Annotated in this window: 27 protein-coding genes; 20 read left to right on the top strand and 7 right to left on the bottom strand. The window is 33.8% G+C overall.

Features of this window, described 5'->3' with window-relative positions; all coding sequences use genetic code 11:
- Window positions 1-18: 18 nt before the first annotated feature.
- Window positions 19-780, bottom strand: a complete 762-nt coding sequence (locus PW52_RS11510) for an exodeoxyribonuclease III (protein WP_044633089.1) — start codon at window positions 778-780, stop codon at window positions 19-21.
- A gap of 252 nt (window positions 781-1,032) precedes the next feature.
- On the opposite strand from PW52_RS11510, the gene PW52_RS11505 reads away from it, so the two are divergent.
- Window positions 1,033-4,455, top strand: a complete 3,423-nt coding sequence (locus PW52_RS11505) for a hypothetical protein (protein ID WP_044633088.1) — start codon at window positions 1,033-1,035, stop codon at window positions 4,453-4,455.
- On the opposite strand, the gene PW52_RS11500 is transcribed toward PW52_RS11505, so the two are convergent.
- The 4 genes from PW52_RS11500 to PW52_RS11485 all read right to left on the bottom strand — a co-directional run bounded on the left by PW52_RS11500 (window position 4,452) and on the right by PW52_RS11485 (window position 8,976).
- Window positions 4,452-5,360, bottom strand: a complete 909-nt coding sequence (locus PW52_RS11500; RefSeq protein WP_044633152.1) for a M28 family peptidase — start codon at window positions 5,358-5,360, stop codon at window positions 4,452-4,454. The genes PW52_RS11505 and PW52_RS11500 overlap by 4 nt on opposite strands.
- A 151-nt stretch (window positions 5,361-5,511) precedes the next feature.
- Window positions 5,512-6,252: a succinate dehydrogenase/fumarate reductase iron-sulfur subunit gene (locus PW52_RS11495; protein WP_044633151.1), complete on the bottom strand. Its 741-nt coding sequence runs from the start codon at window positions 6,250-6,252 to the stop codon at window positions 5,512-5,514.
- Between the two features lie 23 nt (window positions 6,253-6,275).
- Complete coding sequence (locus PW52_RS11490; RefSeq protein WP_044633087.1) at window positions 6,276-8,288, bottom strand: fumarate reductase/succinate dehydrogenase flavoprotein subunit; 2,013 nt, start codon at window positions 8,286-8,288, stop codon at window positions 6,276-6,278.
- A 10-nt stretch (window positions 8,289-8,298) separates the two neighbouring features.
- Window positions 8,299-8,976 (bottom strand): succinate dehydrogenase cytochrome b subunit, encoded by a 678-nt coding sequence (locus tag PW52_RS11485; protein ID WP_044633086.1) that lies wholly within the window; start codon window positions 8,974-8,976, stop codon window positions 8,299-8,301.
- 201 nt (window positions 8,977-9,177) lie between these two features.
- Here PW52_RS11485 and PW52_RS11480 point away from each other — a divergent pair, with 201 nt between their 5' ends.
- Window positions 9,178-10,470 carry an aminopeptidase P family protein gene (locus PW52_RS11480; protein ID WP_044633085.1) on the top strand — a complete coding sequence of 431 codons (1,293 nt, stop codon included), beginning with the start codon at window positions 9,178-9,180 and terminating at the stop codon, window positions 10,468-10,470.
- 53 nt (window positions 10,471-10,523) lie between these two features.
- On the opposite strand, the gene PW52_RS11475 is transcribed toward PW52_RS11480, so the two are convergent.
- Entirely contained in the window at window positions 10,524-11,846 is a 1,323-nt protein-coding gene (locus PW52_RS11475; RefSeq protein WP_044633084.1) for an aspartate kinase, read from the bottom strand.
- 97 nt (window positions 11,847-11,943) lie between these two features.
- Here PW52_RS11475 and PW52_RS11470 point away from each other — a divergent pair, with 97 nt between their 5' ends.
- The 4 genes from PW52_RS11470 to PW52_RS11455 all read left to right on the top strand — a co-directional run bounded on the left by PW52_RS11470 (window position 11,944) and on the right by PW52_RS11455 (window position 14,059).
- Complete coding sequence (locus PW52_RS11470; RefSeq protein WP_044633083.1) at window positions 11,944-12,600, top strand: hypothetical protein; 657 nt, start codon at window positions 11,944-11,946, stop codon at window positions 12,598-12,600.
- A gap of 5 nt (window positions 12,601-12,605) precedes the next feature.
- Entirely contained in the window at window positions 12,606-13,385 is a 780-nt protein-coding gene (locus tag PW52_RS11465; protein WP_044633082.1) for an alpha/beta fold hydrolase, read from the top strand.
- Between the two features lie 56 nt (window positions 13,386-13,441).
- Window positions 13,442-13,723, top strand: a complete 282-nt coding sequence (locus tag PW52_RS11460) for a hypothetical protein (RefSeq protein WP_044633081.1) — start codon at window positions 13,442-13,444, stop codon at window positions 13,721-13,723.
- Window positions 13,724-13,789: 66 nt separating this feature from the next.
- Window positions 13,790-14,059, top strand: coding sequence for a hypothetical protein (locus tag PW52_RS11455; protein WP_117584374.1), 270 nt, complete (start codon window positions 13,790-13,792; stop codon window positions 14,057-14,059).
- Here the strand turns inward: PW52_RS11455 and thiL are convergent.
- On the bottom strand, window positions 14,049-15,092 hold the full coding sequence (gene thiL, locus PW52_RS11450; protein ID WP_044633080.1) for a thiamine-phosphate kinase: 1,044 nt from the start codon (window positions 15,090-15,092) through the stop codon (window positions 14,049-14,051). The two genes, PW52_RS11455 and thiL, sit on opposite strands and share 11 nt — an antisense overlap.
- A gap of 144 nt (window positions 15,093-15,236) precedes the next feature.
- Between thiL and PW52_RS17390 the strand changes: the two genes are divergently transcribed.
- The 14 genes from PW52_RS17390 to PW52_RS11385 all read left to right on the top strand — a co-directional run bounded on the left by PW52_RS17390 (window position 15,237) and on the right by PW52_RS11385 (window position 26,917).
- On the top strand, window positions 15,237-15,374 hold the full coding sequence (locus PW52_RS17390) for a thrombospondin type 3 repeat-containing protein (RefSeq protein ID WP_082050901.1): 138 nt from the start codon (window positions 15,237-15,239) through the stop codon (window positions 15,372-15,374).
- A gap of 216 nt (window positions 15,375-15,590) precedes the next feature.
- Window positions 15,591-15,920 carry a HesB/IscA family protein gene (locus PW52_RS11445; protein ID WP_044633079.1) on the top strand — a complete coding sequence of 110 codons (330 nt, stop codon included), beginning with the start codon at window positions 15,591-15,593 and terminating at the stop codon, window positions 15,918-15,920.
- A gap of 16 nt (window positions 15,921-15,936) precedes the next feature.
- A complete protein-coding gene (sufB, locus tag PW52_RS11440) occupies window positions 15,937-17,385 on the top strand; it encodes a Fe-S cluster assembly protein SufB (protein ID WP_044633078.1) in 1,449 nt (482 codons plus the stop codon).
- 54 nt (window positions 17,386-17,439) lie between these two features.
- Window positions 17,440-17,859: a hypothetical protein gene (locus tag PW52_RS11435; protein ID WP_044633077.1), complete on the top strand. Its 420-nt coding sequence runs from the start codon at window positions 17,440-17,442 to the stop codon at window positions 17,857-17,859.
- Between the two features lies 1 nt (window position 17,860).
- Window positions 17,861-18,610 (top strand): Fe-S cluster assembly ATPase SufC, encoded by a 750-nt coding sequence (gene sufC / locus PW52_RS11430; RefSeq protein ID WP_044633076.1) that lies wholly within the window; start codon window positions 17,861-17,863, stop codon window positions 18,608-18,610.
- A gap of 37 nt (window positions 18,611-18,647) precedes the next feature.
- Window positions 18,648-19,037, top strand: coding sequence for a four helix bundle protein (locus tag PW52_RS11425; protein WP_044633075.1), 390 nt, complete (start codon window positions 18,648-18,650; stop codon window positions 19,035-19,037).
- Window positions 19,038-19,098: 61 nt separating this feature from the next.
- On the top strand, window positions 19,099-20,412 hold the full coding sequence (gene sufD, locus PW52_RS11420) for a Fe-S cluster assembly protein SufD (protein ID WP_044633074.1): 1,314 nt from the start codon (window positions 19,099-19,101) through the stop codon (window positions 20,410-20,412).
- Between the two features lie 114 nt (window positions 20,413-20,526).
- Window positions 20,527-21,741 carry an aminotransferase class V-fold PLP-dependent enzyme gene (locus tag PW52_RS11415; RefSeq protein ID WP_044633073.1) on the top strand — a complete coding sequence of 405 codons (1,215 nt, stop codon included), beginning with the start codon at window positions 20,527-20,529 and terminating at the stop codon, window positions 21,739-21,741.
- A gap of 55 nt (window positions 21,742-21,796) precedes the next feature.
- Complete coding sequence (locus PW52_RS17180) at window positions 21,797-22,585, top strand: META domain-containing protein (protein WP_052823469.1); 789 nt, start codon at window positions 21,797-21,799, stop codon at window positions 22,583-22,585.
- Between the two features lie 115 nt (window positions 22,586-22,700).
- The gene (locus PW52_RS11405; RefSeq protein ID WP_044633148.1) at window positions 22,701-23,120 is read left to right on the top strand and encodes a SufE family protein; all 420 of its coding nucleotides are present in this window, start codon (window positions 22,701-22,703) and stop codon (window positions 23,118-23,120) included.
- A gap of 89 nt (window positions 23,121-23,209) precedes the next feature.
- Window positions 23,210-23,536: an SUF system Fe-S cluster assembly protein gene (locus tag PW52_RS11400; protein WP_044633072.1), complete on the top strand. Its 327-nt coding sequence runs from the start codon at window positions 23,210-23,212 to the stop codon at window positions 23,534-23,536.
- Window positions 23,537-23,546: 10 nt separating this feature from the next.
- Window positions 23,547-25,388, top strand: coding sequence for an ABC transporter ATP-binding protein (locus PW52_RS11395; RefSeq protein WP_044633071.1), 1,842 nt, complete (start codon window positions 23,547-23,549; stop codon window positions 25,386-25,388).
- An 18-nt stretch (window positions 25,389-25,406) separates the two neighbouring features.
- Entirely contained in the window at window positions 25,407-25,916 is a 510-nt protein-coding gene (locus PW52_RS11390; protein ID WP_044633147.1) for a DUF2480 family protein, read from the top strand.
- Between the two features lie 71 nt (window positions 25,917-25,987).
- The gene (locus PW52_RS11385; RefSeq protein ID WP_044633070.1) at window positions 25,988-26,917 is read left to right on the top strand and encodes a DUF3078 domain-containing protein; all 930 of its coding nucleotides are present in this window, start codon (window positions 25,988-25,990) and stop codon (window positions 26,915-26,917) included.
- The last annotated feature ends 15 nt before the right edge of the window (window positions 26,918-26,932 follow it).

Raw genomic sequence — 26,932 nt, 5'->3', positions numbered from 1 at the left:
AAGTTGTTTTTTGATGTTTTATTGATTTATTTCTACTAAAATTGGACAGTGGTCGCTATGCACTGCGTCTGTGAGTATAACGGCTCTTTTAATGTTTTCTTGTAAGGGTTGTGAAACCATGGCGTAATCTAATCGCCAACCTTTGTTGTTTGCTCTAGAATTAGCACGGTAACTCCACCAGCTAAATTCTTGCTTTTCGGGATTTAAAAATCGATACGAATCGATAAAACCACTATCGATAAAGTTGCCTAACCATTCGCGTTCTTCGGGTAAAAAACCAGATACACCTTTCATTTTTGGGTTGTGAATATCGATTTCTTCGTGACAAATATTATAATCGCCACAAATAACCAAGTTTGGTATGCTTTGTTTTAAATTATTGATGTATTCATGAAACATATCCATATATTTAAATTTATGGCTTAAACGCGCATCATTAGTTCCTGATGGTAAATACAGACTCATTACCGAGCAATCATCAAAATCTACACGCAGATTTCTACCTTCGAAGTCCATTGACTCAATTCCCGTGCCATACTCGACATGTTTGGGTTCAATTTTACTTAAAACAGCAACACCGCTATAGCCTTTTTTTTGTGCGCTAAACCAATATTGGTAAGTGTAACCGGCATTGGTAAAAACATCTAAATCGAGTTGTTCTTTAAGGGCTTTAATTTCTTGTAAACAAATAACATCTGGGTTCGCAGCTTCTAACCAGGTAATAAAGCCTTTGTTTAATGCCGCGCGAATACCGTTAACGTTATAGGAAATAATCTTCATAATTGTGGTGTTTGTAAACAATCCAAAGGATAAATGGGCGTTTTATTTTAAAAGTTTAATGTTTCTGCTAAAATAAATAATACGTTACTTTTACACTATTAAATTTAAAGAGATTTTAAAGTTTTTTCTAGCTTTAGTTTGATGGTATTTTTGGTAATTATTTAAATTATAGGTGTTTATGTGTTACTTTTTAAATGTCTTCTTCTTAAATACAAATAAAATATTCATATTTATTTTTAGTTTTAATAACTAATGAAATTAACCGTTGCTTTTTTATTGTTTTTGTTGGGGTTTTGTGGGTTTTCACAGAATAGCTCATCGAATTACAGAATTAAAAAAGTTGCAGTTAATGATACTATTTTAATTGATAGCGTTAGTATTAATTCTAATTACTTTTTTGTAAAAACTAAAGCTGAAGTTTTATTGGATACCTCGTTGTATTCGGTTAATTTTCAAAAGGCACTTTTAAGGTTTAAACAACCAGTTGAAACCGACTCTGTAATTATTGAATATTTAAAGTTTCCCAAGTTTTTAACTAAAACATACCAGCAACTCGATGAAAGTATAATTGCCGAAAATAACGATGCGCAAAATCAACTTTATAAGTTTACGCAAAGTAATAAGGAAAACACCTTTGTGCCTTTTAATGGTTTAACAACTTCAGGAAGCATTGCCCGAGGAGTAACCATTGGTAATAACCAAAATTCTGTTTTAAATAGCGAGTTAGATTTACAAATAACGGGTAAATTAAACGATAAAGTGTCGTTGCGAGCTTCAATACAAGATGCTAATGTACCATTACAAGAAAGTGGCTATAGCCAACGTTTAGATGAGTTCGACCAAGTTTTTATCGAGTTGTTTAGCGAGCGTTGGCGGGTACGTGCTGGCGATATAGATTTGGTAAATAACAACTCGTATTTTGCTAATTTTTCTAAACGTGTGCAAGGTTTAAATATTAATGTTGATTTAGGTGATTCTGATAATGAAACTAATATTTTTGCGGCGGGAGCGGTGGTTCGTGGTCAATTTACCACCAGCCAATTTGTAGCAGAAGAAGGTAACCAAGGCCCATATAAATTGCAAGGTCAAAATGGGGAATTGTATGTTTTGGTAGTGTCGGGCAGTGAAACGGTTTATGTAAACGGTATGGCGCTTAAACGTGGGGAAAGCGAAGATTATATTATTGATTACAACGCAGGTGAAATAATTTTTAATTCTACTTTTCCTATAACTTCCGAAATGCGAATTACGGTCGATTACCAATTTAGTGATCGAAATTATTCTCGATTTGTTGCCTACGGCGGAACGAATTACACCAGCGAAAAATTGCAATTAGGCGTTTCGGTGTATTCAGAAAACGATTCTAAAAATCAACCCTTACAACAAAATTTATCTGAAGAACAAGTGGCTATTCTTGCCAATGCAGGTGACGATGCTAGTTTAATGGTAGCACCATCGGAAAGTCGTCAAGAATACGACGAAAATCGCATTTTATACACCAAAGAAATTGTTGATGGTACGGAAACCTTTGTGTTTTCTACCAATCCTGAAGACGAACTGTATTTAGTAACCTTTAGTTATGTTGGCGAAAACCAAGGCGATTATGGCATAAAAAGTAGCAATGCTATTAATAGTATTTTCGAATATTTAGGCGAAAATTTAGGTGGTTATGCACCAATTACAAAGCTTGTCGCACCTACAAAACTACAAATAGCTGTTGTAAACGGTAGTTATACGCCAACCGAAAAAACACAAATTAATTTTGAAGCTTCGGCTAGTAAAAACGATTTAAACTTATTTTCTAATTTAAATGATGGTGATAATAATGGTTTCGCAGGAAAGGTTGCAATCAACCAAACGGTTGTTGAAAGAGATAGTGTTTTAAATGTCGATGCCTTTGTTGATGCCGATTACATTTCGGATAATTTTAGAAATATTGAAGGTTTATATTCTCCCGAATTTAATCGCGATTGGAATTTAGATATCAATAATATAACTGGAATAGGGTTTGGTTTGGGTAACCAAATATTAATGAATGCAGGTGTAAATATGTTGCATCGTAAAAACGGTATTGCTAATTACGAATTTCAACATTTAAGTTTTTCAAACGGGTTTAATGGTAATCGGCATTTGGTAAACGCACAGGTTAAGTTTAATAAGTTTTTAGTAACCTCAAACTCGAGTTATTTAAATGCGACTTTTACTGTTAACGAATCGAAGTTTTTGCGTTCTTACAATCAGCTAACTTATAGTATGAAGAAAAGTTGGTTAGGAACAAAATTTTCGGTTGAAGATAACCAACAACGCGACCAAGAAAATCAAAATTTAACCGATTTAAGTCAGCGTTATAAATCCTACAATGTCTATTTTGGAGTGGGAGATAGTACTAAGGTTTTTGCCGAAATAGGATACAAAAATCGTGTAAACGATAGTATTAAAAATAACAGTTTGCAACGGGTAAATACATCGAATACTTATTATTTAAACTCTAAATTAATCGAAAATAAACACACTAATTTAGTGTTATTTGCTAATTACCGAAAGCTGGATTATGATGATGATGCTTTTGAGGATGAAAATTCTGTAAACTCGCGCATGCAATTTAGCCAGAGACTTTTTAAGCAAATGGTACAACTAAATATAAACTACGAAACTAATTCTGGTAGGATAGCAGAACAATATTTTACATATGTTGAGGTCGAACCAGGACAAGGTAGTTACACTTGGCTCGATTATAATAATAATGGCATTCAAGAACTTGAAGAATTTGAAGTAGCACCGTTTACCGATCAAGGTACTTATATTCGCGTGCTTTTACCTAACCAAGTTTATCTTAAAACTCACCAAAATAAGTTTAGTGGTACACTATCATTAAATCCGGCAACTTGGTCGGTTAGTAAAAATAAATTTAAAAAGTTTTTGTCTCATTTTTATAATCAAACCAGCTATTTAATCGATAGAAAAAACCTGCGATTTGGAAACTCATTTAGGTTGAATCCTTTTGAAAAAGATGAAGAAAACCAAAGAGGGTTACAGCTTAATTTTAGAAATGTGTTCTTTTTTAATCGAGGTAAACAGCGTTACACCACCTCGTATACGTTTTTAGAAAACACCACTCAAAGTTATCTTTCCGTTGGGTCATTATCAAGTCGTATACGAAGCCATCAATTAAACTTTAACCATAAAATTATGGAAAGTTGGTTAATTAACTTTTTATCTGCACACGACAAAAATAAAAGTGAAAGCGAAAATTATTCTAGTAAAAATTTTAATATAAATCAGTTTAGAATTAATCCAAAAATATCATACTTGTTTGGTGGTAATTCTAGTTTCGATTTGTTTTATCAGTACTCAAATAAGAATAATATTATTGACGATTTGGAGCGCTTAGAACAACAAAAATATGGAGCATCCTTTAGTTTTGCTAGTAGTGCAAAAAGTGCGTTAAATGGTGAGTTTAATTATTTTTCGAATGCTTTTAAGGGCGATGCTAACACACCAGTGGCTTACCAAATGTTAGAAGGATTACAACCAGGAACTAATTTTACATGGACGCTTTTAGCTCAAAAAAAATTGACTAAATATCTCGATTTAAACTTTAGTTATTTTGGTAGAAAAACAGAAACAAGTCGTGTTATTCATACTGGCAATATTCAGTTAAAGGCTTATTTTTAAAGTTGTGTATCAATATCTTTAAAAACAGATATAATTGAATGTACCGCTTTAATGTAAAACTCAGGGTGAATATTTTCGAAGTCGTCTGTAGGTTCGTGGTAATCTTCATGGTCTTCAACTCCAAAATATAAAAACGGAACGCCTTGTTTGTAAAAGTTAGCATGATCGGATGAGTAAGTCCAGTTTTCTAAATCGTCGTTAGCATCATGTCCTATAACTAGTTTAAATTGTTCACTGTTTTTATAATTGTTAACAATGTTTTTAAAGCTATTATGGGTGTCTGTTCCTACAACGAATAATTCGTTTTTATCGCTTCGGCTTACCATATCAAGATTTATGTTTACTATAATATTTTTAAGCGGAATTAATGGGTTTTTTGTAAAATAGTACGACCCTTTTAAACCGAGTTCTTCGCCATCTAAAGCAGCTAAAATTACAGTATGTTTTGGTGGGTTGTTTTTAAAGTACTCGGCAAAGCTAAAAAGTGCGCCAATGCCCGAAGCATTATCGTCGGCACCGTTATAAATTTCGTTACGTTTAATACCTTCATGATCGAAATGTGCGGTAATTACAATATATTTTTTTTGTTTCGATGTGCCTTTTATATAGCCTAAAATGTTTGTAGCTTGGTATTGTTTTACACCTTTTGAAAATGTGAAATTCTGGCTATATTTATTGGTTAATGGTTTTACGCCATGCGAATAAAATTGATTAATAATATACTTTTTAGTTTTTTCTGCGCCTGCTGTACCAGTTCTTCTGCCTTCAAAAGCATCAGAAGAGAGTGTTTTTACATGTTTAAGTAAGTCGTTTTCATTAAACCAGTTTTGCTGTAATTCGGTTTGTGAGTAAGAAAAGCAACTTATGAAAAATAATAGAGTGAATATGTGGGAATGATTCTTCATTTCTTTAAAACTTGAGGCAAATAGTTTTTTAGGTTTTGAGTTTTTCACTTATTACTAGGTAGTTGGTTTTGTTTAAAAAATAAAAGTAGATAAAAAAAGCCTAAGTAAACTTTACTTAGGCTTTTTAATTTATGTTTTAGTGTGAGTTAACTTATATATTAGCTTTCATTAATTCACGGTTCATTCTTGCGATGTTTTCTAAAGAAATTCCTTTAGGACATTCAATTTCGCAAGCTCCTGTGTTTGTACAGTTACCAAAACCTTCTAAATCCATTTGAGCTACCATGTTTTTTACACGGTCTGCAGCTTCAACTTGCCCTTGAGGTAAAAGTGCATATTGCGATACTTTAGCACCAACAAACAACATAGCAGACGAGTTTTTACATGTTGCAACACAAGCACCACAACCAATACATGTTGCAGCATCCATAGCTTCATCTGCAGCATGTTTAGAAATTGGTAAAGCGTTTGCATCTTGTGTGTTTCCAGAAGTGTTTACAGAAATGTAACCACCAGCATGTTGTATTCTATCAAAAGATGTTCTATCTACAACTAAATCTTTAATTACCGGGAAAGCAGCGGCTCTAAATGGCTCGATAGTAATAGTATCGCCATCTTTAAACATACGCATGTGTAATTGACAGGTTGTTACACCACGATCTGGGCCGTGAGCTTCACCATTTATATACATAGAACACATACCACAAATACCTTCACGACAGTCATGATCGAAAGCAACAGGTTCTTCACCTTTAGCTACTAATTGTTCGTTAAGAACATCCATCATTTCTAAGAAAGACATGTGTTCTGAAATTTCGGTAACTTTATAATCTACCATTTGACCCTTAGCGTTTGAGTCTTTCTGTCTCCAGATTCTTAATGTTAAATTCATTCCTTTTTCTGACATAACCTTTCTTATTTGTATGAACGTTGTTTCAGTTCTATATCGTTAAATTCTAATTCCTCTTTATGCAATACAGCATCGGCAGGTTCGCCTTTGTATTCCCAAGCAGCTACATAAGCGTATTCTTTATCGTTACGTTTAGCCTCACCTTTTTGTTCACCATCAAGTTCTACAGATTCTTCCCTAAAGTGTCCGCCACAAGATTCATTTCTGCTTAAGGCATCTTTAGCAAAAAGTTCACCAAGTTCTAAGAAATCTGCCACTCTTCCAGCTTTTTCAAGTTCTGGGTTCATTTCGTTTGCAGTACCTGGTACCTTTACGTTTTTCCAGAAGTCTTCACGAAGGGCTTTAATTTCGGCCATGGCTTCTTTTAATCCTTGCTCGTTTCTAGACATACCGCATTTATCCCACATTATTTTTCCTAATTTTTTGTGGTAATAATCTACAGAATTAGTTCCTTGGTTGTTAACAAAGAAATCGATTCTATCTTTTACTTCTTTTTCAGCTTCATCAAACTCAGGTGTATTGGTTGGAATTTTTCCGGTACGAATTTCATCAGCTAAATAATCACCAATTGTATAAGGTAAAACAAAGTATCCATCGGCTAAACCTTGCATTAATGCAGAGGCACCTAAGCGGTTAGCACCATGATCGGAGAAGTTAGCTTCACCAATACAGTATAAACCATCAACTGTGGTCATTAGGTTATAATCAACCCAAACACCACCCATAGTATAGTGTGTTGCAGGATAAATCATCATAGGGGTTTCGTACGGATTCTCATCTACGATTTTCTCGTACATTTGGAATAAGTTTCCGTATTTAGCTTCAACAATAGCTTTACCTAAATCGTATATTTTTTGTTTTGAAGGGTTTTCAATATTATGAATTTTAGCTTGCTCTTTACCATATCTTTCAATAGCCGAAGCAAAATCTAAATATACAGCTTCACCAGTAGCGTTAACACCATAACCAGCATCACAACGCTCTTTAGCGGCACGCGATGCAACATCACGAGGCACTAAGTTACCAAATGCAGGGTAACGACGCTCTAAGTAGTAATCTCTTTCATCTTCCGATAAATCGGTTGGTTTTTTCTTGCCTTCACGAATAGCAATAACGTCTTCCATGTTTTTTGGCACCCAAATACGTCCGTCGTTACGTAACGATTCCGACATTAACGTTAATTTAGATTGGTAATCACCAGAACGAGGAATACAAGTTGGGTGAATTTGTGTATAGCAAGGGTTTGCAAAATAAGCTCCTTTTTTATGAATTTTCCATGCTGCAGTAGCATTAGAACCCATAGCATTAGTAGATAAGAAATAAACATTTCCGTAACCACCAGAAGCAATAACTACAGCATGAGCAGAATGACGCTCAATTTCTCCTGTAATTAAGTTACGCGCAATAATACCACGAGCTTTTCCGTCTACTTTTACAACATCTAGCATTTCGTGACGGTTAAACATTTCAATTTTACCACGAGCAATCTGTCTATTCATAGCAGAATAAGCGCCTAATAATAATTGCTGACCAGTTTGTCCTTTAGCGTAAAATGTTCTAGAAACAAGTACACCACCAAAAGAACGGTTATCTAAAAGGCCACCATAATCACGAGCAAAAGGAACGCCTTGAGCCACACATTGGTCAATTATATTTGCCGATACTTCAGCTAAACGGTATACGTTAGCTTCACGCGAACGGTAATCGCCACCTTTTACGGTGTCGTAAAATAATCTATATGTTGAATCGCCATCACCTTGATAGTTTTTGGCAGCATTTATACCACCTTGTGCCGCAATTGAGTGTGCGCGACGAGGTGAATCTTGATAACAAAATGCTTTTACGTTATATCCTAATTCGGCAAGAGTTGCAGCTGCAGAACCTCCAGCTAAACCAGTACCTACAACAATAACATCGATAAGACGTTTGTTTGCAGGGTTTACTAAATCAATTTTGTCTTTATAAGTTGTCCATTTATCTTTAATTGGACCTTGAGGTACTTTTGAATTTAAAGCCATATTTTTAAGATTAATGGTTAAAATGATGGTAAAGTGCTATAAAAATAAATCCTAAAGGAATTATTATAGAATAAGCTTTACCAATGTTTTGCAAAGTTTTTTTTCTTCCAGCCGTTGCTCCCACAGATTGGAATGCCGAAGTAAACCCGTGTAGTAAGTGTAAAGCTAAAAACACAAAAGCCAATACATAAGCACCAACACGAATAGGGCTTACAAATTTGTGAGTAAGCTCTTCGTAGTAACGAAACCCTTCAACGCCTTCTAGCGTTCCAGACCAATCGCCTTGAATGTATTTTGTGTTAATTTCAGGAATCCAGAAATCGATAAAGTGAAGCACGATAAAAGCTAAAATAGCTGCGCCACTCCAAATCATATTTCTACTCATCCAAGTTGAATTTGCGGCACCATTATTTTTCACATAAGCAACACCTTGTGCTTTTTTGTTTTTTATTTCAAGAACAAATCCCATGATGAAATGAAACACTACACCAAAAATTAAAACTGGTTGTAATGCAAATTGAACAAGAGGGTTAGTTCCCATAAAATGTGAAACTTCGTTAAAAAGATCGGGATTAAAAACCGAAAGTAAATTAATTGCGAAGTGTTGTAGTAAGAATACCATAAGGAAGAATGCCGAAAGTGCCATGGCAACCTTTCTTCCTATCGAAGATTTAAAAAATCCGCCCATTATTTTGTTAGTTTATTTATATATAACAAATGTAAGGCTCAAAGCTATTTTTAACAAGCATTAAATGGCATTTTACTGTGTATTTAGAATCATTTTAAAGAAGATTATACCCTTAAAAATTTACATTATGTTAAAAGCTTAGTAAGGCAAATAGCTTTTTGTAGCTTTGTGTAATTACAAAATTTAATTTCTATTTTTATTATGAAATATTTACCTATTGATAATGAGTTGTTTGTGAAAAACAGAAAAAAGTTTGCAGCTAATATGAAGCCTAATAGTTTGGCTGTTTTTAACTCGAACGATATATACCCAATTAGTGCAGATAGTACCCTGCCATTTCAGCAACATCGCGATATTTTTTACTTAAGTGGCGTAGATCAAGAGGAGAGTATTTTAGTAATATTTCCAGATTGTCCAAAAGAAAAACATCGTGAAATTTTATTTCTGCGAGAAACTAACGAGCACATTGCTGTGTGGGAGGGGGCAAAACTAGACAAAGAAGCGGCTTACAAAACCAGTGGTGTAAAAATGGTATATTGGTTACAGGATATGGAAAAGGTAATGTTTGAATTAATGACTCAATGTGATACCGTATACATAAATACAAACGAACATTATCGTGCTAGTGTAGAAACTGAAACCCGTGAAGATCGATTTTCTAAATGGTTAAAGCAAAAATACCCAGCTCATAGCGTTGCCAAAAGTGCAACTATTTTACAACGATTACGCTCGGTAAAAGAGCCACAAGAAATTGCTTTAATGCAGCAAGCTTGTGATATTACTGAAAAAGGATTTAGACGGTTGTTAAATTTTGTAAAACCCGGAGTTTGGGAATATGAAATTGAGGCAGAGTTATTGCATGAATTTATTAAAAACCGATCTAAAGGTTTTGCATACTCTCCAATAATTGGTTCTGGAAAAAATGCTAATGTATTGCATTATTTAGAAAATAATAAACAATGTAAAGCCGGTGAATTAGTTTTGCTTGATACAGCTGCAGAGTATGCGAATTATTCTAGCGATTTAACTAGAACCATTCCGGTTTCTGGTACGTTTACTAAACGACAAAAAGATGTTTATAACGCAGTAAACAATGTTAAAAAAGAAGCAACAAAAATGTTAATTCCTGGTACTATTTGGGAAGATTATCATGTTGAGGTTGGTAAAATAATGACTTCTGAACTTTTAGGTTTAGGTTTACTAGATAAAGCTGATGTGCAAAATGAAGATCCTGATTGGCCTGCTTACAAAAAGTATTTTATGCACGGAACGTCTCATCATATAGGTTTAGATACGCATGATTACGGAATTTTAACCGATCCAATGGTGCCAAATATGGTATTTACTGTAGAGCCTGGAATTTATATTCCTGATGAAGGTTTTGGTATTCGATTAGAGGACGATGTGGTAATTCAAGAACAAGGAGAACCTATAAATTTAATGAAAAATATTCCTATTGAAGCTGATGAAATTGAAGACATTATGAATTCATAGAAAAAATAAAAGGGATTGCAAAAGCAATCCCTTTTTCCACGCTAACATAGCATTTACAGAGTGACTAATTCAAATAAATAATTGTTTAGCTTTTGTAGTGTGGTAATTTTATTGTTGGTGTCAATTAATAAAGAAATGTTATTATTGCTTCCGCCGTAAGAAATCATTCTTATTTTAACATCTTGCAGTATTTGGAATAACTTAAAGGTGTCTTGATGGTTTACAACGGCATGTCCAACTAGGCAAACAATACTTTGGTTTTTATCAACTTCAACAGTCGAGAACTTTTCAAGTTCACTTATTATTTTAGCTAGGTTTTTATCGTCGTCTATAGTTAGAGAAACCGCAACTTCAGAGGTAGTAATCATATCGATTGCAGTTTCATAAACTTCAAAAATTTCAAAAACACGTTTCAAAAAACCATGGGCTTGTAACATTCTGCCCGATTTAATTTTTATAGCAGTAATGTTATCTTTTGCAGCTATAGCTTTAACACCGTTTTCTGAAGTTTCTTCAGATATTAATGTGCCATAAGCTTCAGGGTCCATAGTGTTTTTTAAGCGTACTGGAATTTGATCTTTTCTGACAGGAGAAATAGTTTGTGGATGTAAAATTTTTGCTCCAAAATAAGCTAATTCTGCAGCCTCATCAAACGACAGGTTAGAAATTGGTCTGGTGTTTTCAACATGTCGCGGGTCGTTGTTGTGCATGCCATCAATATCTGTCCAAATTTGTACTTCTTCAGCTTTAATAGCAGCACCAATAATGGTTGCTGTATAGTCGCTTCCACCACGTTGCAGGTTAGAAATTTTGTCTTGCACATCCAAACATATAAAACCTTGTGTAATATAAATTTCTGCATCACCGGCCTTTTTTATTACTTCGGCAAATTTTTCTTCTATGTAATTAAAATTAGGCTCTTTATGCTCATCAATACGCATAAAATCTAATGCAGGAAGTAAAGCAGCGCTAATACCTTCTTGAGCTAAATAGCTATTAAACATGTATGTTGAAAGCAATTCGCCCTGCGCTAAAATTTTGTTTTCAAGTGCTGGTGTGTGTAACTTATAAGTACATTCTATTAAAAAGTTGAATACATCGTTAACATAACTTTTTACATTATAGTTTAACGTTTTTTCCTGTAATAACTGGTTAATAGTTTCTGTATATTTTTCATGAAGTGCATTAATGTTCTCTAATGCGTCATGAGGGTTCTTTTCTTTTATTTGTTGAGCAATTCCAACTAAAGCGTTGGTTGTGCCAGACATAGCAGATAATACTACAACCTTTTTATTACCATCGTTAATTATGCTTTTAACATTGCTCATGTTTTTTACCGAACCTACCGAGGTTCCTCCAAATTTCAATACCTTCATTTTCAAATAATTTGATGCTAAATTATAACTAGTTTTAGAATTTACTATGTTTTTAATAAAAAAAAATTATTTTTACACAAATTGTTAAATAATTAACATGAAAACAGTATCCAATTGTGTAGAAGATATTTTAATATCGCAACCGTATCTAGAAGAAGCGCTTTCAAGAAACATTATTAACTTTAGTGCTTTGGCAATAGAGTTAACTGAGCCTATAAGTCAAATGTTAAAAAAAGAGGTTAAACCAGGAGCTATAATGATGGCTTTAAGAAGGTATAACCCGCCCGTTGCATTATCAAATTCTATAAAAATGAAACGGGTAATTCAAAATCTAGGAGATATTACGGTACGTTCTAACTTAACTGATTTTACGGTTAGAAATTCGGATACGATAATTGATAATCACGCTAAAATTCTTGAACGTATAAATCAGGAATCGAAGTTGTTTTATACGTTTACACGTGGTATTCATGAAAGCAACATTATTATTTCTAGTAGTTTAAAAGGTTTTATTGAAAACCAATTATCAAACGAAACATTCTTAGCTGTTCAAGATGGCTTAACTGCAATTAGTATAAACTTGCCTAAAGACAATTCTAAAATAGCTGGTTTATATTATCATTTTTTTAAACGTTTAGCTTGGGAAGGTGTGGTGTTGTACGAGGTTATATCTACCACCAATGAGTTTACCATTTTAGTGGAAGATGAATACGTAGACAAAGCTTTTACCGCTATTAAAAAAGTTAAGGCTTAGTTTTTATGGTTATAAACTATAAGGAAACTTCTGTTTTTTATACAGATTATGGAAAGGGTGAAACTTTAGTTTTATTACATGGTTTTTTAGAACATGGCGGCATGTGGGAAGCCTTTATTCCAGAATTAACAAAAACACATCGAGTAATTTGTATAGATTTATTGGGGCATGGGCAAACCGGTTGTTTAGGTTATGTTCATACAATGGAGCTTATGGCCGAAACAGTTCATGCAGTTTTAAATCATTTAAAAATTTTTAAGACTTATTTAGTTGGGCATTCCATGGGGGGATATGTGAGTTTGGCTTTCGCTGAAAAGTGGCCAGAAATGCTATCGGGTTTGTGTTTAATGAATTCAACCTCGGAGCAAGATTCTATTGAACGAAAACAAAATCGAGATCGCGCTATTGAAGCAGTAAAGAAAAATCATGAACTTTTTATAAGAATGGCCATTGCTAATTTATTTAGACTCAAAAACCGTACGATTTATGCAGAGCAAATACAAAAAACAGTTATTGAAGCTTTAAAAACACCACTACAAGGTATTATTGCTGCATTGGAGGGAATGAAAATAAGAGCAGATAGACAAGGTGTTTTAAAAAATAGTAGTTTTAAAACTTTAATAATTGCTGGTAAAAAAGATCCAGTACTTTTATATAAATCTATAGCTCGTCAAGCGGAAAGAACTAATACACCAATAGTTTCATTTCCAGATGGTCACATGAGTCATATCGAAAATTCGACCGAATTTTTAATTGAAATAATGCATTTCATCGAAAAAAAATAACTTTTCGTCGTGTTTTAATTTTTTTTCTCTAAGTTTAGGTACCAAATCTAACAATCATGGAAAATAATTCAACCTTTAAAGCAGCGTTATTGCCCCGAATTTACTGTAATATTTTTGGGCATGACTATCACGTAACAAAAAAAGTTACACGACATGTAAAAGAGTATCGATGCAGTCATTGTAAAAAGGAATTAACCACCAACGGCAATGGTGATTTAACTGCCTTAACACCTAAATTTAAAGAGATTAATGAGGTTTTAGAGAAAATTCATTCAGTCCGAAATAAGCGTTTACAGGATAAATCTATCACTTCGTCGATTAGGCATCAAATCGTTTAATTTTTTCTAACTTTTTACTTAGTTTAAAAGTCTCTAATTAACTAATTAAAAAGATTTGGAAAGTAAATGAAAAACCTTCAATGTAAAATCTTTGGGCATCATTACCAAGTGTCTAGAGATGTTACTTGTCACGTAAAAGAATACACCTGCAAAAATTGCGGTAAAGAACTAACCACAAATAGCAACGGCTATCTTGTTGAGCTAACACCAAAATACAAAGAAATTAATGATGTGTTAGCATCGATGTTTATAAAACGTCACGGCCATATTCCAACTACAACCGAAACAACCACACCACCACTTATTGTAGGAAATCTAATTAGCTTTAGTCATTAAAATTTTTCCAGCCTTGTGCTTTTAAAGGAATTTTTGTGTCGGCTCTAGTAATTAAATGCAATCCTTCTTTTTCTTCTTTAATAAAACCAATAACACTTAAATTTGGGTTGGCTTTTATTTTAGGAAAATCTTGCTGCGTAATAGTGAAAAGTAATTCGTAATCTTCACCACCGTTTAAAGCAACGGTTGTGCTGTCTATGTTAAATTCTTCGCAAGTTGAAATAACTTGAGGATCTAAAGGTATTTTATTTTCATATAAATCGCATCCAACCTTGCTTTGTTTACACAAATGCATGATTTCAGAAGATAATCCATCGCTAATATCAATCATTGCAGTTGGTTTAACTTCAAGCTCACTTAGTAATTTAATTATATCTTTTCGAGCTTCGGGTTTTAATTGTCGCTCAACTATGTAGGTGTAAGGTTCTAAATCGGGCTGGTTGTTTGGGTTAACTTTAAAAACTTCTTTTTCGCGTTCTAAAACCTGTAAACCCATGTAGGCGGCGCCTAAATCCCCACTTACAACCAATAAGTCGTTTGGTTTAGCACCGTTACGATAAACCACTTGGTCGGCTTCAACTTCGCCAATAGCGGTAACCGAAATTAATAAACCTGTGTTCGATGATGTGGTGTCACCACCAATAACATCGATATTGTAAATTTTTGCAGCGGTTTCAATGCCGGCATAAATAGCTTCTAGTGCTTCTATAGGAAATCGGTTTGATACCGCGATCGAAATTGTTACTTGCGTAGCTTTTGCATTCATTGCATAAACATCCGATAGGTTTACAATTACAGATTTGTATCCTAAATGTTTTAACGGCATATAGCTTAAATCGAAATGTACGCCTTCAACCAATAAATCGGTTGTAACAACGATTTGCTTTTTAAAATCTAAAACAGCTGCATCATCACCAATGCCTTTTATGGTGGTACTGTGCTTAATTTTAAAGTTTTTAGTAAGGTGGTCAATTAATCCGAATTCACCTAAATCACTTAATTGGGTACGCTGTTGGTTTTTATCTTCAATCATGCTGCAAAAATAAGAAGCTATTTTCGTTTTTTAGTAAATTTATGCTAAAACTAAAATATACTAAACTAATTTCAAATGAGAACAAAACACCTATTTGCTAAATTTCTTGTTTGATTTCCTCTTGTGGCTATACAATCTTGTAATATGGAGGTTTTAGGGCTAGGTGAGTTTATTGATTCCGACGAAGATGGTATTAATGATAGCTTCGATAACTGTCCAACTACAGCAAATCCGTTACAAGAAGATGAAAATAATAACGGTATTGGTGATGCTTGTGAATAGCGTAACATTCTCATGACGTGTTAAATAGGTTAAAATTTCCTAGGTTTGGCTATAAATAACACGCCACAGCTATTAAAACCTGCTAAATTTAAGAATATGGTAACTCAGCAAGAGTAAATCCATAAGAAAAAGCTATAAAACTATATAGTAATATAATGTTAGGTTATGTTGAAATACACGTCTTAAATTGTATATTTGCACTCAATAAAAAATAATATGATAAAAGTTTCTGAAACAGCAAAAAAGAAAGTTATTGAGCTTATGAACGATGACGGCTTTAACCCAAGTACAGACTATGTGCGTGTGGGCGTAAAAAGCGGTGGTTGTTCTGGGTTGTCGTACGATTTAAAGTTCGACAAAGAAAGCAATGACGATGATAAAGTTTTTGAAGATAATGGTGTCAAAATTATTGTTGATAAAAAAAGCTTTTTGTATCTTATAGGTACAACTTTAGAATATTCAGGAGGTTTAAACGGAACTGGATTTGTGTTTAATAATCCAAACGCCAACCGCACTTGTGGTTGCGGGGAGTCGTTTTCATTATAATAATTAAGAAAGCATTATGTCGAAATATACCGAGGATGATTTAAGAGAAGAATTAAAAACCAAAGAATACGAATATGGTTTTTATACAGATATAGAATCTGAAACATTTCCTATTGGGTTAAACGAAGATATTGTTCGCGCTATTTCTAAGAAGAAAGAAGAACCAGAATGGATGACCGAATGGCGCTTAGAAGCTTTTAGAGTTTGGCAAAACATGGAAGAGCCAGAGTGGGCGAATGTTAATTACCAGAAGCCAGATTTTCAAGCTATTTCGTACTATTCTGCACCAAATAGCAAGCCAAAATACGATAGTATAGATGAGGTCGATCCCGAGTTATTAGCAACTTTCGAGAAGTTAGGAATTTCTCTAGACGAGCAGAAAAAATTAGCCGGAGTAGCTATGGATGTTGTGGTAGATTCTGTTTCTGTGGCTACAACCTTTAAAAAGACTTTAGGAGAAAAAGGAATTATTTTCATGAGTATTTCTGAAGCTATAAAAGAGCATCCAGAACTTGTAAAAAAATATATTGGTACGGTTGTGCCTCAAAAAGATAATTTTTACGCCGCTTTAAACTCTGCTGTTTTTAGCGATGGTAGTTTTTGTTACATACCAAAAGGCGTAAGGTGCCCAATGGAGCTATCTACATATTTCCGTATTAACCAAGCCGGAACTGGTCAGTTCGAAAGAACTTTAGTAATTGCAGACGAAGGCAGTTATGTAAGTTACTTGGAAGGTTGTACAGCACCAAGTCGTGATGAAAACCAGTTGCACGCGGCTGTTGTAGAGTTAATAGCTTTAGATGATGCTGAGATAAAATACTCAACTGTTCAAAACTGGTTTCCAGGAAATGCCGAAGGTAAAGGTGGTGTTTTCAATTTTGTAACAAAGCGTGGTTTATGTGAGAAAAACGCAAAAATTTCATGGACGCAAGTTGAAACTGGTTCTGCCGTAACCTGGAAATATCCGAGTTGTGTATTAAAAGGCGATAATTCGGTAGGTGAGTTTTACTCAATAGCGGTTACAAATAACTACCAGCAAGCCGATACCGGTACAAAAATGATTCATTTAGGTAAAAACACTAAATCAACCATTATATCAAAAGGTATTTCGGCAGGAAAATCGCAAAATAGTTACCGTGGTTTAGTTCAAGTAAATTCTAGAGCAGAAAACGCACGTAACTTTTCACAATGCGATAGTTTATTAATGGGTAACGAATGTGGTGCGCATACATTCCCTTACATCGAGGTAAAAAATAAAACAGCTAAAATAGAACACGAAGCAACAACAAGTAAAATTGGTGAAGATCAAATTTTTTACTGTAACCAACGTGGTATAGATACCGAAAAAGCTATTGCATTAATTGTAAACGGGTTTAGTAAAGAGGTGTTAAATAAATTACCAATGGAATTTGCAGTAGAAGCACAAAAATTATTAGAAATAAGTTTAGAAGGTAGCGTAGGATAAATTTTAAATATACGCTTTGTAAAGTCGAAGTGTTTGTGGAATTAAGTTTTCAAAATGAAAAAAATCATTTATTTATTATTTGTGCTCATCGCTTTTACAAATTGTAAAAACGACACAAAAACTAAACCAGAAGATGTGCCAGTAGCTACCGATACAAGTAGTGAGCCTACAGAAAAGCAAAGCGATGGTTTAACCTTGTTAAAAGGGGAATTTGTTTATTTTGGAGATGCAGCAGTATTGCAAACACATAACGAAATTTATGGAGTTTATGTTACCGATAAAATGCTAGAGCTCGATGCAAAGGCAAAACAATATAAAAGGCAGCCAACCGATATGGTTGATGTTATAATTAGAGGAAAAATTACAAATAAAAAAGACGATAAAATTCTTTGGGAAAATAAAGTTGAAATTGTTGAGATAATTAATGTTTCTAAACCAAAGGAAAGTAGCAACGTTGTAAAATTAGAACAATAGGATGTTAAAAATTAACGATTTACACGCAAGTGTTGAAGACAAGGATATTTTAAAAGGCATAAACCTTGAAGTAAAACCAGGAGAAGTTCACGCTATTATGGGGCCAAATGGTTCTGGTAAAAGTACGTTAGCTTCAGTAATTGCTGGAAAAGAAGATTATGAAGTACAGAAAGGATCAATTTCTTTTAATGGAGAAGCTATTGAAGAGTTAGATGCTGAAGAGCGTGCTCACAAAGGTATCTTTTTATCGTTTCAATATCCAGTAGAAATTCCTGGAGTTTCAGTAACTAACTTTATAAAAACAGCTATAAACGAATCGCGTAAAGCACAAGGTTTAGAAGAAATGCCTGCTAAAGACATGCTAAAACTAATTCGTGAAAAAGCCGATTTATTAGAGATAGATCGTAATTTCTTATCACGTTCTTTAAACGAAGGTTTTTCGGGAGGTGAGAAAAAACGTAACGAAATTTTCCAAATGGCTATGTTAGATCCAAAATTGGCAATTCTTGATGAAACCGATTCTGGTCTAGATATCGATGCACTTCGTATTGTAGCAAATGGTGTAAACAAACTAAAAAGTAAAGACAATTCTGTAATTGTAATTACGCACTACCAACGTTTGTTAGATTATATTGTTCCAGATTACGTACACGTACTTTACAAAGGTAAAATTGTAAAATCAGGTACTAAAGAGTTAGCTCACGAACTTGAAGCTAAAGGTTACGATTGGATTAAACAAGAATTGGTTTAGCCAATTATTGTAGTTTAAAGTTCAAGGTTTAAAGTTAATGGCGACTATAACGCATTTTGAAGATTTAGAAATATGGAAAGAAGCTAGACGTCTTTCTAAAGTAATAATTACCATTTCTAAAAATTCAGATTTAAAAAATGACTTTAAACTTAAAGATCAAATAAAAGGTTCTTCTGGTTCCGTAATGGATAACATTGCCGAAGGTTTTGAGCGTGATGGAAATTTAGAATTTAGACAATTTCTATCTATAGCAAAAGGTTCGGCTGGAGAAACCAGATCGCAATTATATCGTGTTTTTGATTCTGAATATATTTCAGAAGAAAAACTAGAAAATTTAGTGAATGAATATGAACAACTCAGCAAACGAATATCGGCGTTCATATCTTATCTAAATAAAAAAGATTTTAAGGGGAACAAGTTCAGATAATGTTTAGGGCAAGAGTGATAAACTTAAAACCTTAAACAAGAAACTTGAAACAATAAAAAAAATGGATTTAAAAGACAAATTACTATCATCGCATTTAGTATTCGAAGACCGTTCAGATATGGGATCATATGTGAATAATTTACGAAACGATGCTATAAAAGTATTTCAAGAAAAAGGCTTTCCTAGTAAAAAAGATGAAGCCTGGAAATACACCTCTTTAAACAAAGTTTTAAGCGAAGACTATTGCGTTTTTCCAAAACAAGAAACCGCTTTAGAATATAACGATGTAAAAAAATATTTTATTCACGATATAGATACTTATAAAATTGTATTTATAGATGGTAAATATTCATCGCACCTATCACAAACCACACACGAAGGTATCGATGTTTGCCTAATGTCGTCAGCATTATGTAAACCAAAATATCGTTTGGTTATAGAAAATTATTTTAATAAAGCCGCAGAAAGCGATAGCTTATCAGCTTTAAACACGGCATTTTCAAGTGAAGGCGCATACATCCATATTCCAAAAAATAAATTGGTAGAAAAACCAATTCAAATAATACACTTCTCAACAGGTAACGAAGCAGCAATTATGTTGCAACCTCGTAATTTAATTGTTGTAGACGAGAATTCGCATGTTCAAATTATAGAACGTCACCAAAGTTTAACCAATAATCCGATATTAACTAATAGCGTAACAGAAATTTTTGCAGCAAAACGTGCTATTGTAGATTATTACAAAATACAAAACGATAACACCAATGCATCGTTAATAGACAATACGTTTATTAAGCAAAAGCAAAGTAGTTTAGCATCTGTACACACATTCTCTTTTGGAGGTAAGTTAACACGTAACAACCTTAATTTTTATCAAAATGGAGAGGGTATCGATTCTACACTAAAAGGTGTAACTATTATTGGAAACAAACAACATGTAGACCATAATACGCTAGTGCATCATATCGAGCCAAATTGCGAAAGTCATCAAGACTATAAAGGTATTTTTAACGAAAACTCAACAGGTGTTTTTAACGGTAAAGTTGTTGTAGAAAAAGAAGCGCAAAAAACAAATGCATTTCAAGCCAACAATAACATTTTAGTAAGCGATAAAGCTACTATTAATACCAAGCCACAACTAGAAATTTTTGCAGACGATGTAAAATGTTCACACGGTTGTACTATTGGTCAGTTAGACGAAAGTGCTATGTTTTACATGCAATCGCGCGGTATTCCTAAAAAAGAAGCCAAAGCATTATTAATGTTTGCATTTAGTAACGATGTATTAAGCTCGGTAAAAATACCAGAATTAAAACAACGCATTACAAAAATTATAGCCGATAAATTAGGAGTAAGTTTAGGTTTCGATTTATAGTCTTAAAAGCATTTTTAGTATTTAATTTTTTTTGAAGCTAATCTCGCTTTCGGCAGTCGCTTCCCTATCGGGCGAGCTTCAACAAATGCCTCAATCGGGGCTAAACACAACATCATGTTTAAAGTAGAAAATATACGAAAAGATTTCCCAATACTGTCCAGACAAGTAAACGGTAAACCTTTGGTGTATTTCGATAATGCAGCAACATCGCAAACGCCACAGCAAGTTATAGATGTAATTGTAGATTATTACTCAAACTACAATGCTAATATACATCGTGGTGTGCATGCTTTAAGCCAAGAAGCAACCGATTTATACGAGCAAGCACGATATAAAATACAAGCACATTTTAACGCTAAGCATGCCCACGAAATAATTTATACTTCAGGAACTACACATGGTATAAATTTAGTAGCCAACGGGTTTTCTGCACTCTTAAAAAAGGGCGACGAAATTATAGTGTCAGCTTTAGAGCATCATAGTAATATAGTACCTTGGCAAATGCTTTGCGAGCGTACAGGAGCCAGTTTAAAAGTAATACCAATGAACCAAAATGGTGAGTTGGAAATTAAGTTGTTCGAAACGTTATTAAACCAGAATACAAAACTTGTTTTTGTAAATCATATTTCAAATGCTTTAGGAACAATAAATCCTATAGAACATATTATAAAAAAAGCACACGAGGTTGGGGCAGCTGTTTTAGTTGATGGCGCACAATCTAGCCCACATATTAAACCAGATGTTCAAGCGTTAGATGTCGATTTTTATGTAGTTTCAGCCCACAAAATGTGTGGCCCAACAGGTGTTGGCGTATTGTATGGTAAAGAAGAATGGCTTAACAAATTGCCACCATATCAAGGTGGAGGAGAAATGATTGCCGAAGTCACGTTCGAAAAAACTACCTATGCAGCTTTACCACATAAGTTTGAAGCAGGAACACCAAATATTTGTGGTGGCATAGCCTTTGGTACAGCCATCGATTATATGAATGCCGTAGGTTTCGATGCCATTGCTTCATACGAGCATGAACTTTTAGAATATGCTACAGAAAAACTTTTAGAAATAGAAGGTTTAAAAATATACGGTACTTCAGAACGTAAAACATCGGTGATTTCATTTAATTTAGAAGGTATTCATCCATACGATGTTGGTACTATTCTCGATAAATTAGGGGTTGCCGTTCGTACTGGTCACCACTGCGCTCAACCCATAATGGATTATTTTAAAATTCCTGGAACCGTGCGTGCATCATTTGCATTCTACAACACAAAAGCCGAAATCGATGTTTTGGTTGAAGGCGTTAAAAAAGCAAAAATGATGTTGAGCTAAATTAAGTTTGGCTTTCTTTTTGTATTAAGTATTTCAGAATAAATAATAAAAAATTATGAAAAGTATATTACTTGCTTTCGCTCTGGTTTTACTTAAATGCGGTGGCGATGTTACAAACCCAAAAACGATGCAAATTAATGAAAACCAAAATGCCTCAATAAATCCTGAATTACACGGCGATTATACTATTAATAGGCTTCACGGCGACGATGTTTCAAGTTTTAATCTAAAAATTAATTTTGATAAAGAAACGCAAAAAGTATTCGGTTTTTCGGGTTGTAATCGTTTTTTTGGTACGTTTAGTTTAAATGAATCGACCTTAAAATTTGGTAAAATGGCATCAACAAAACGCATGTGTCGTCCAGCTTTGGTAGCTACCGAAAATGCGTTGTTAAAAGCATTAAATAACGCCGATGCGATAACATTTACAGCTACTGGTTTTTCTGTGTTTAGTGGTAGTGATTTATTATTATCGGCAGTAAACGACGCTAAACTTACAATCGCATACACAGCATCATCTAGAGGTTTTTTTAAAGAAGTAATTGTAGATGAAAATCAAATTGCAACCGTACAAAAACGTGGCGGGACAGCCATAAAAAAAGCGTGTGACAAAGCTACTTGGCAGCAGGTAGAGACTTTGCTAAATCAGCTTCAATTAAATGAGCTTTCAGAAATTAATGCACCCAGTAAAAAGTATGCTTTCGATGGTGCAGCTCTGGCTCAATTAACAATTACTAAAAACGGTAAAACTTACGAGTCTTCAGCCTTCGATCATGGTAATCCGCCTAAAGAAATTGCTAATCTTGTTAAAGAAATCTTATCTCTTTCAGAAAACATTGAATAGCAATAATTCTTATTGTACTTTTGTATATAAATTTATGTTGTTAGGTTGAGCGCCAACCGAAGCTTTTCATTATCAAGACTTGATAAAAAATTCAACTATTAAAACAATTGAAATAGTGACGATAGAAGATATTCAAAACGAAATAATAGACGAGTTCTCAATGTTTGAAGATTGGGAAGAACGTTACCAATATATGATTGATTTAGGGAAAGATTTACCCTTAATTGACGACCAGTATAAAACCGATGATAATATTATAAAAGGATGCCAAAGTAAAGTTTGGGTTCATGCCGAAATGGACACCGATAAAGTAGTTTTTACAGCCGATAGCGATGCCATTATAACCAAAGGTATTATTGCTATTTTAATTCGAGTGTTTTCAAGCCAACACCCAAAAGATATTATTGAAGCCAATACCGATTTTATTGATAAAATTGGACTTAAAGAACACTTGTCGCCAACCCGCGCCAATGGTTTGGTTAGTATGGTAAAACAATTAAAAATGTATGCTATTGCATACCAAACACAACTGTAAAAACAGTTTGTTATTCCTGCCAAAACAGGATTTTTTTAATAACAATTTTATTATTTTTAATTAAATAGTAGATTTTTAAACACAAAAAAATGAGTGATTCAACAATAAATACTGAAGAATTAGGTGAAAAAATAGTAGCCGTTTTAAAAACCATTTTCGATCCAGAAATACCTGTAGATATTTATGAATTAGGCTTAATTTACGATGTATTTGTAAATGAAGATCGTGATGTAAAAATTTTAATGACCTTAACAACGCCAAACTGTCCTGTTGCAGAAACGCTTCCGCTTGAGGTTGAAGAGAAAGTAAAATCGATAAATGCAGTTAACAATGCCGAGGTAGAAATAACTTTCGACCCGCCATGGACTCAAGAGCTTATGAGCGAAGAAGCCAAATTAGGCTTAGGGATGCTTTAAAATTTAAGGCATGGTAAATCGCAGGCCAAAGTCGTTTAAAGATAGTAAAAGAAAACAGGTTGATTTAAAAACATCTTTTAACGCCTTATTTTACATTCCACGTTTTTTTAAAGAAATCTGGAACGTTAATAAAACCCTATTTTTGCTTACCGCATTTTGCAGGCTAATAGCCGCGTTATTACCTGTTATTATTTTATGGGTTGGTAAATTAATTATTGATGAAATTATTTACCAAGTTTCCTTGGAAGTTACAGACTATACCCAGCTTTGGACCTATGTTGGTTTAGAGTTTGGGCTAGTAATTCTTTCCGATTTAATAAGTAGAGCCGTATCACTTACAGACGGTTTATTGGGCGACCAATACAATATTGCTACTTCGGTAACTATTATTCGAAAAACCAACCAAATAAATATTAGTTTATTAGAAGACGCCGAGTTTTACGATAAGCTAGAACGAGCCAGAACCCAAACTACGGGGCGTGTAGGTTTAATGTCGAACGTTTTGGGGCAATTACAAAGCGCCATTTCTATAGCAACATTAGTTGCTGGTTTAGTAATTTTCGATCCTTATTTAATTATTTTACTGGTTTTAAGTATAATTCCTTCGTTTATTAACGAAATTCGTTTTAGCCAACAGCAATATTCTTTGGCTAGAAGTTGGACATCAGAACGACGCGAACTAGATTATCTGCGTTTTATTGGAGCTAACGATAAAACGGCTAAAGAAATCAAGCTTTTTAATTTAACCGACTTTGTTGTAAATCGTTTTAAAAATCTTTCGGAAGAATATTTTGAACTCAATAAAAAATTAGCCGTAAAACGATCGGCATTAGGTTTTCTGTTTAACGTATTAGGTTCGTTAAGTTATTATGGTGCTTATGTTTTTATAATTTACCGTGTGCTTTCGGGAGCAATAACTTTAGGTGAATTAACTTTTTTATCGGGGTCGTTTAATCGACTAATGAAGAATTTACAAGAGTTCTTCTCCAAATTTACACGCATAGCAGAAAGCGCACTTTATTTAAAAGATTATTTCGATTTTGTAGATATTTCGGTGAAACCAGAAACTAATGAAGATTTGTCTTTGCCAAAAGAGATTAAACAAGGTTTCGAGTTTAAAGATGTTTATTTTCATTATCCCGAATCTGAAAAAGATATTTTAAAAGGGATTAATTTCACACTTAAAGCAGGCGAAAAAATGGCTTTTGTTGGCCAAAACGGAGCTGGAAAAACAACATTAACAAAGTTGTTGTTGCGTTTTTACGAGCCAACTTCAGGAGAAATTTTATTAGACGGCATCAATATAAATCGTTACAAAAAATCGGAATATCAAGCTTTTTTTGGAGTGATTTTTCAAGACTTTTTTAAGTATGAATTTACTGTAAAAGAAAATATAGCCATTGGAAGTATTACAGAATTAGAAAATCAATTAAAAATTGAAAATGCGGCCGAATTAAGTTTGGCGAGTGGTGTTGTTAGCGAATTAAAATATGGATACAACCAACGTTTAGGTAAACGTTTTTCTAATGGGCAAGAGCTTTCTGGCGGGCAATGGCAAAAGGTGGCTTTGGCGCGAGCTTACATGAAAGATGCCGAAGTTATTATTTTAGACGAACCAACATCGGCGCTAGATGCGAAAGCCGAAAGTGAAGTGTTTGGGCGATTTATTGGGCTTACAGAAAGTAAAACAAGTATTATTATTTCACATAGATTTAGTACCGTAAGACAAGCCGATAGAATTTTGGTTTTACAAGACGGTAAAGTTTTAGAAATTGGAACTCACGAAGAGTTAATGCAGAACAAAACGTTATATTCTGAGCTCTTTTCCCTTCAGGCAGAAGGTTATCAATAACAAAAAATAATGCATATTATGGCAGATGAAATTATAAATCGCGTTGCGAATAGTAAACTGGTTACACTAGATTTAGAGGATTTTTATCCTGAAGGAAAACGTGTTCTTTTCGATATAAAAGATTGGCTTTTTGAAGGTTTTGTGCTTCGAGAAAAAGATTTTAGAACACAGGTAAGCGAACACAATTGGGCGCAATACCAAGGTAATTATGTGGCGCTTACTTGTAGTAGCGATGCTATAATTCCTGGTTGGGCATATATGTTGTTAAGTTTGAACTTAGAGTCTTACGCAAAAAAAACAATTGTAGGCGATTTAGAAGTTTTAGAAACTTCAATTTACCAAGACATTATAAACGATTTAGATGTTTCGGAATGTGTAGGTAAACCTGTAATTATTAAAGGTTGTTCTAAAAAGCCAGTGCCGCAAAACGCTTACATAATGCTTGCCAATAAAGTAAAAATAGTAGCTAAGTCTATAATGTATGGCGAAGCATGTTCTTCGGTGCCACTTTTCAAAAAAAAGTCCTAAAATTTAGTGACTCTAAACTAAACACAGGGTCATAACCGTATATTTGCAAAAGAAAAAATAAATAATTAAAAATGAAAAAAACACTTTTACTAGCACTTCTTTTATTAGGAGTTGTCTCATTAAACGCACAAACTAAAGAAGAGTTACAAGCGCAAAAAGCAGAGAAACAAGCCATAGCAGATAAAGCTCAAGGCGAAGCTAATGCTATTCAAGCCCAAATAGATGCCTTACCAGGATGGAAAATAGGTGCTTTTGGTACAATTGGAGGATCACTTTCTAGCTTTAATAACTGGTATGCTCAAGATAAACCAAACAATAATTCTGGTAATATTGGGTTTACGTTTAATGCTTTTGCTAATTTAATTGAAGATAAGTTTTTCTGGAGAAACTCTTTAAATACAAATTTAAGTTGGGTAAAGTTAGATGATAAAGATAACGGTACCGATGCAGATGATAGTTTTGAGCCAACTACCGATGTATTTAATATAACCTCATTATACGGTAGAAACTTAACAAAAAAAATAGCAGCCTCAGCTTTAATGGAATATAGGACAACGATATTAAACAATTTTAACGATCCTGGATATTTAGATCTTGGTATTGGTGCTACTTGGACTCCAATTACAAACTTAATTGTTGTTGTGCATCCGTTAAACTACAACTTTGTTTTTGCCGATAACGATGCCGTTTTTGAGTCGTCTATGGGTGCTAAAATTGTAGCAGATTATACAAGACAACTTGGTGCTATTGGATTTAAAACAAACCTGTCGATGTTTCAAAGTTATAAATCGAGTGATTTATCGAACTTAACTTGGACTAACTCATTTAGCTATACCTTATGGAAAATGATTGGCGTTGGTTTCGATTTTGGTTTACGCAGCAATAAACAAGAGGCTTTAAACTATGCCTTAGCCCAAGACCCTGCAACTGCAACTGGTTTTGATGATGTTGATAATGATTTACAGACGTATTGGACTTTAGGATTAAGCTATAAATTCTAATTATAATATAGATAG

Origin of the sequence: Neotamlana sedimentorum (assembly GCF_000943565.1) — a bacterium.
Lineage (GTDB): Bacteria > Bacteroidota > Bacteroidia > Flavobacteriales > Flavobacteriaceae > Neotamlana > Neotamlana sedimentorum.
Note: the sequence above shows the minus strand (reverse complement) of the source record. Positions and strands in the feature narration are given on the sequence as shown.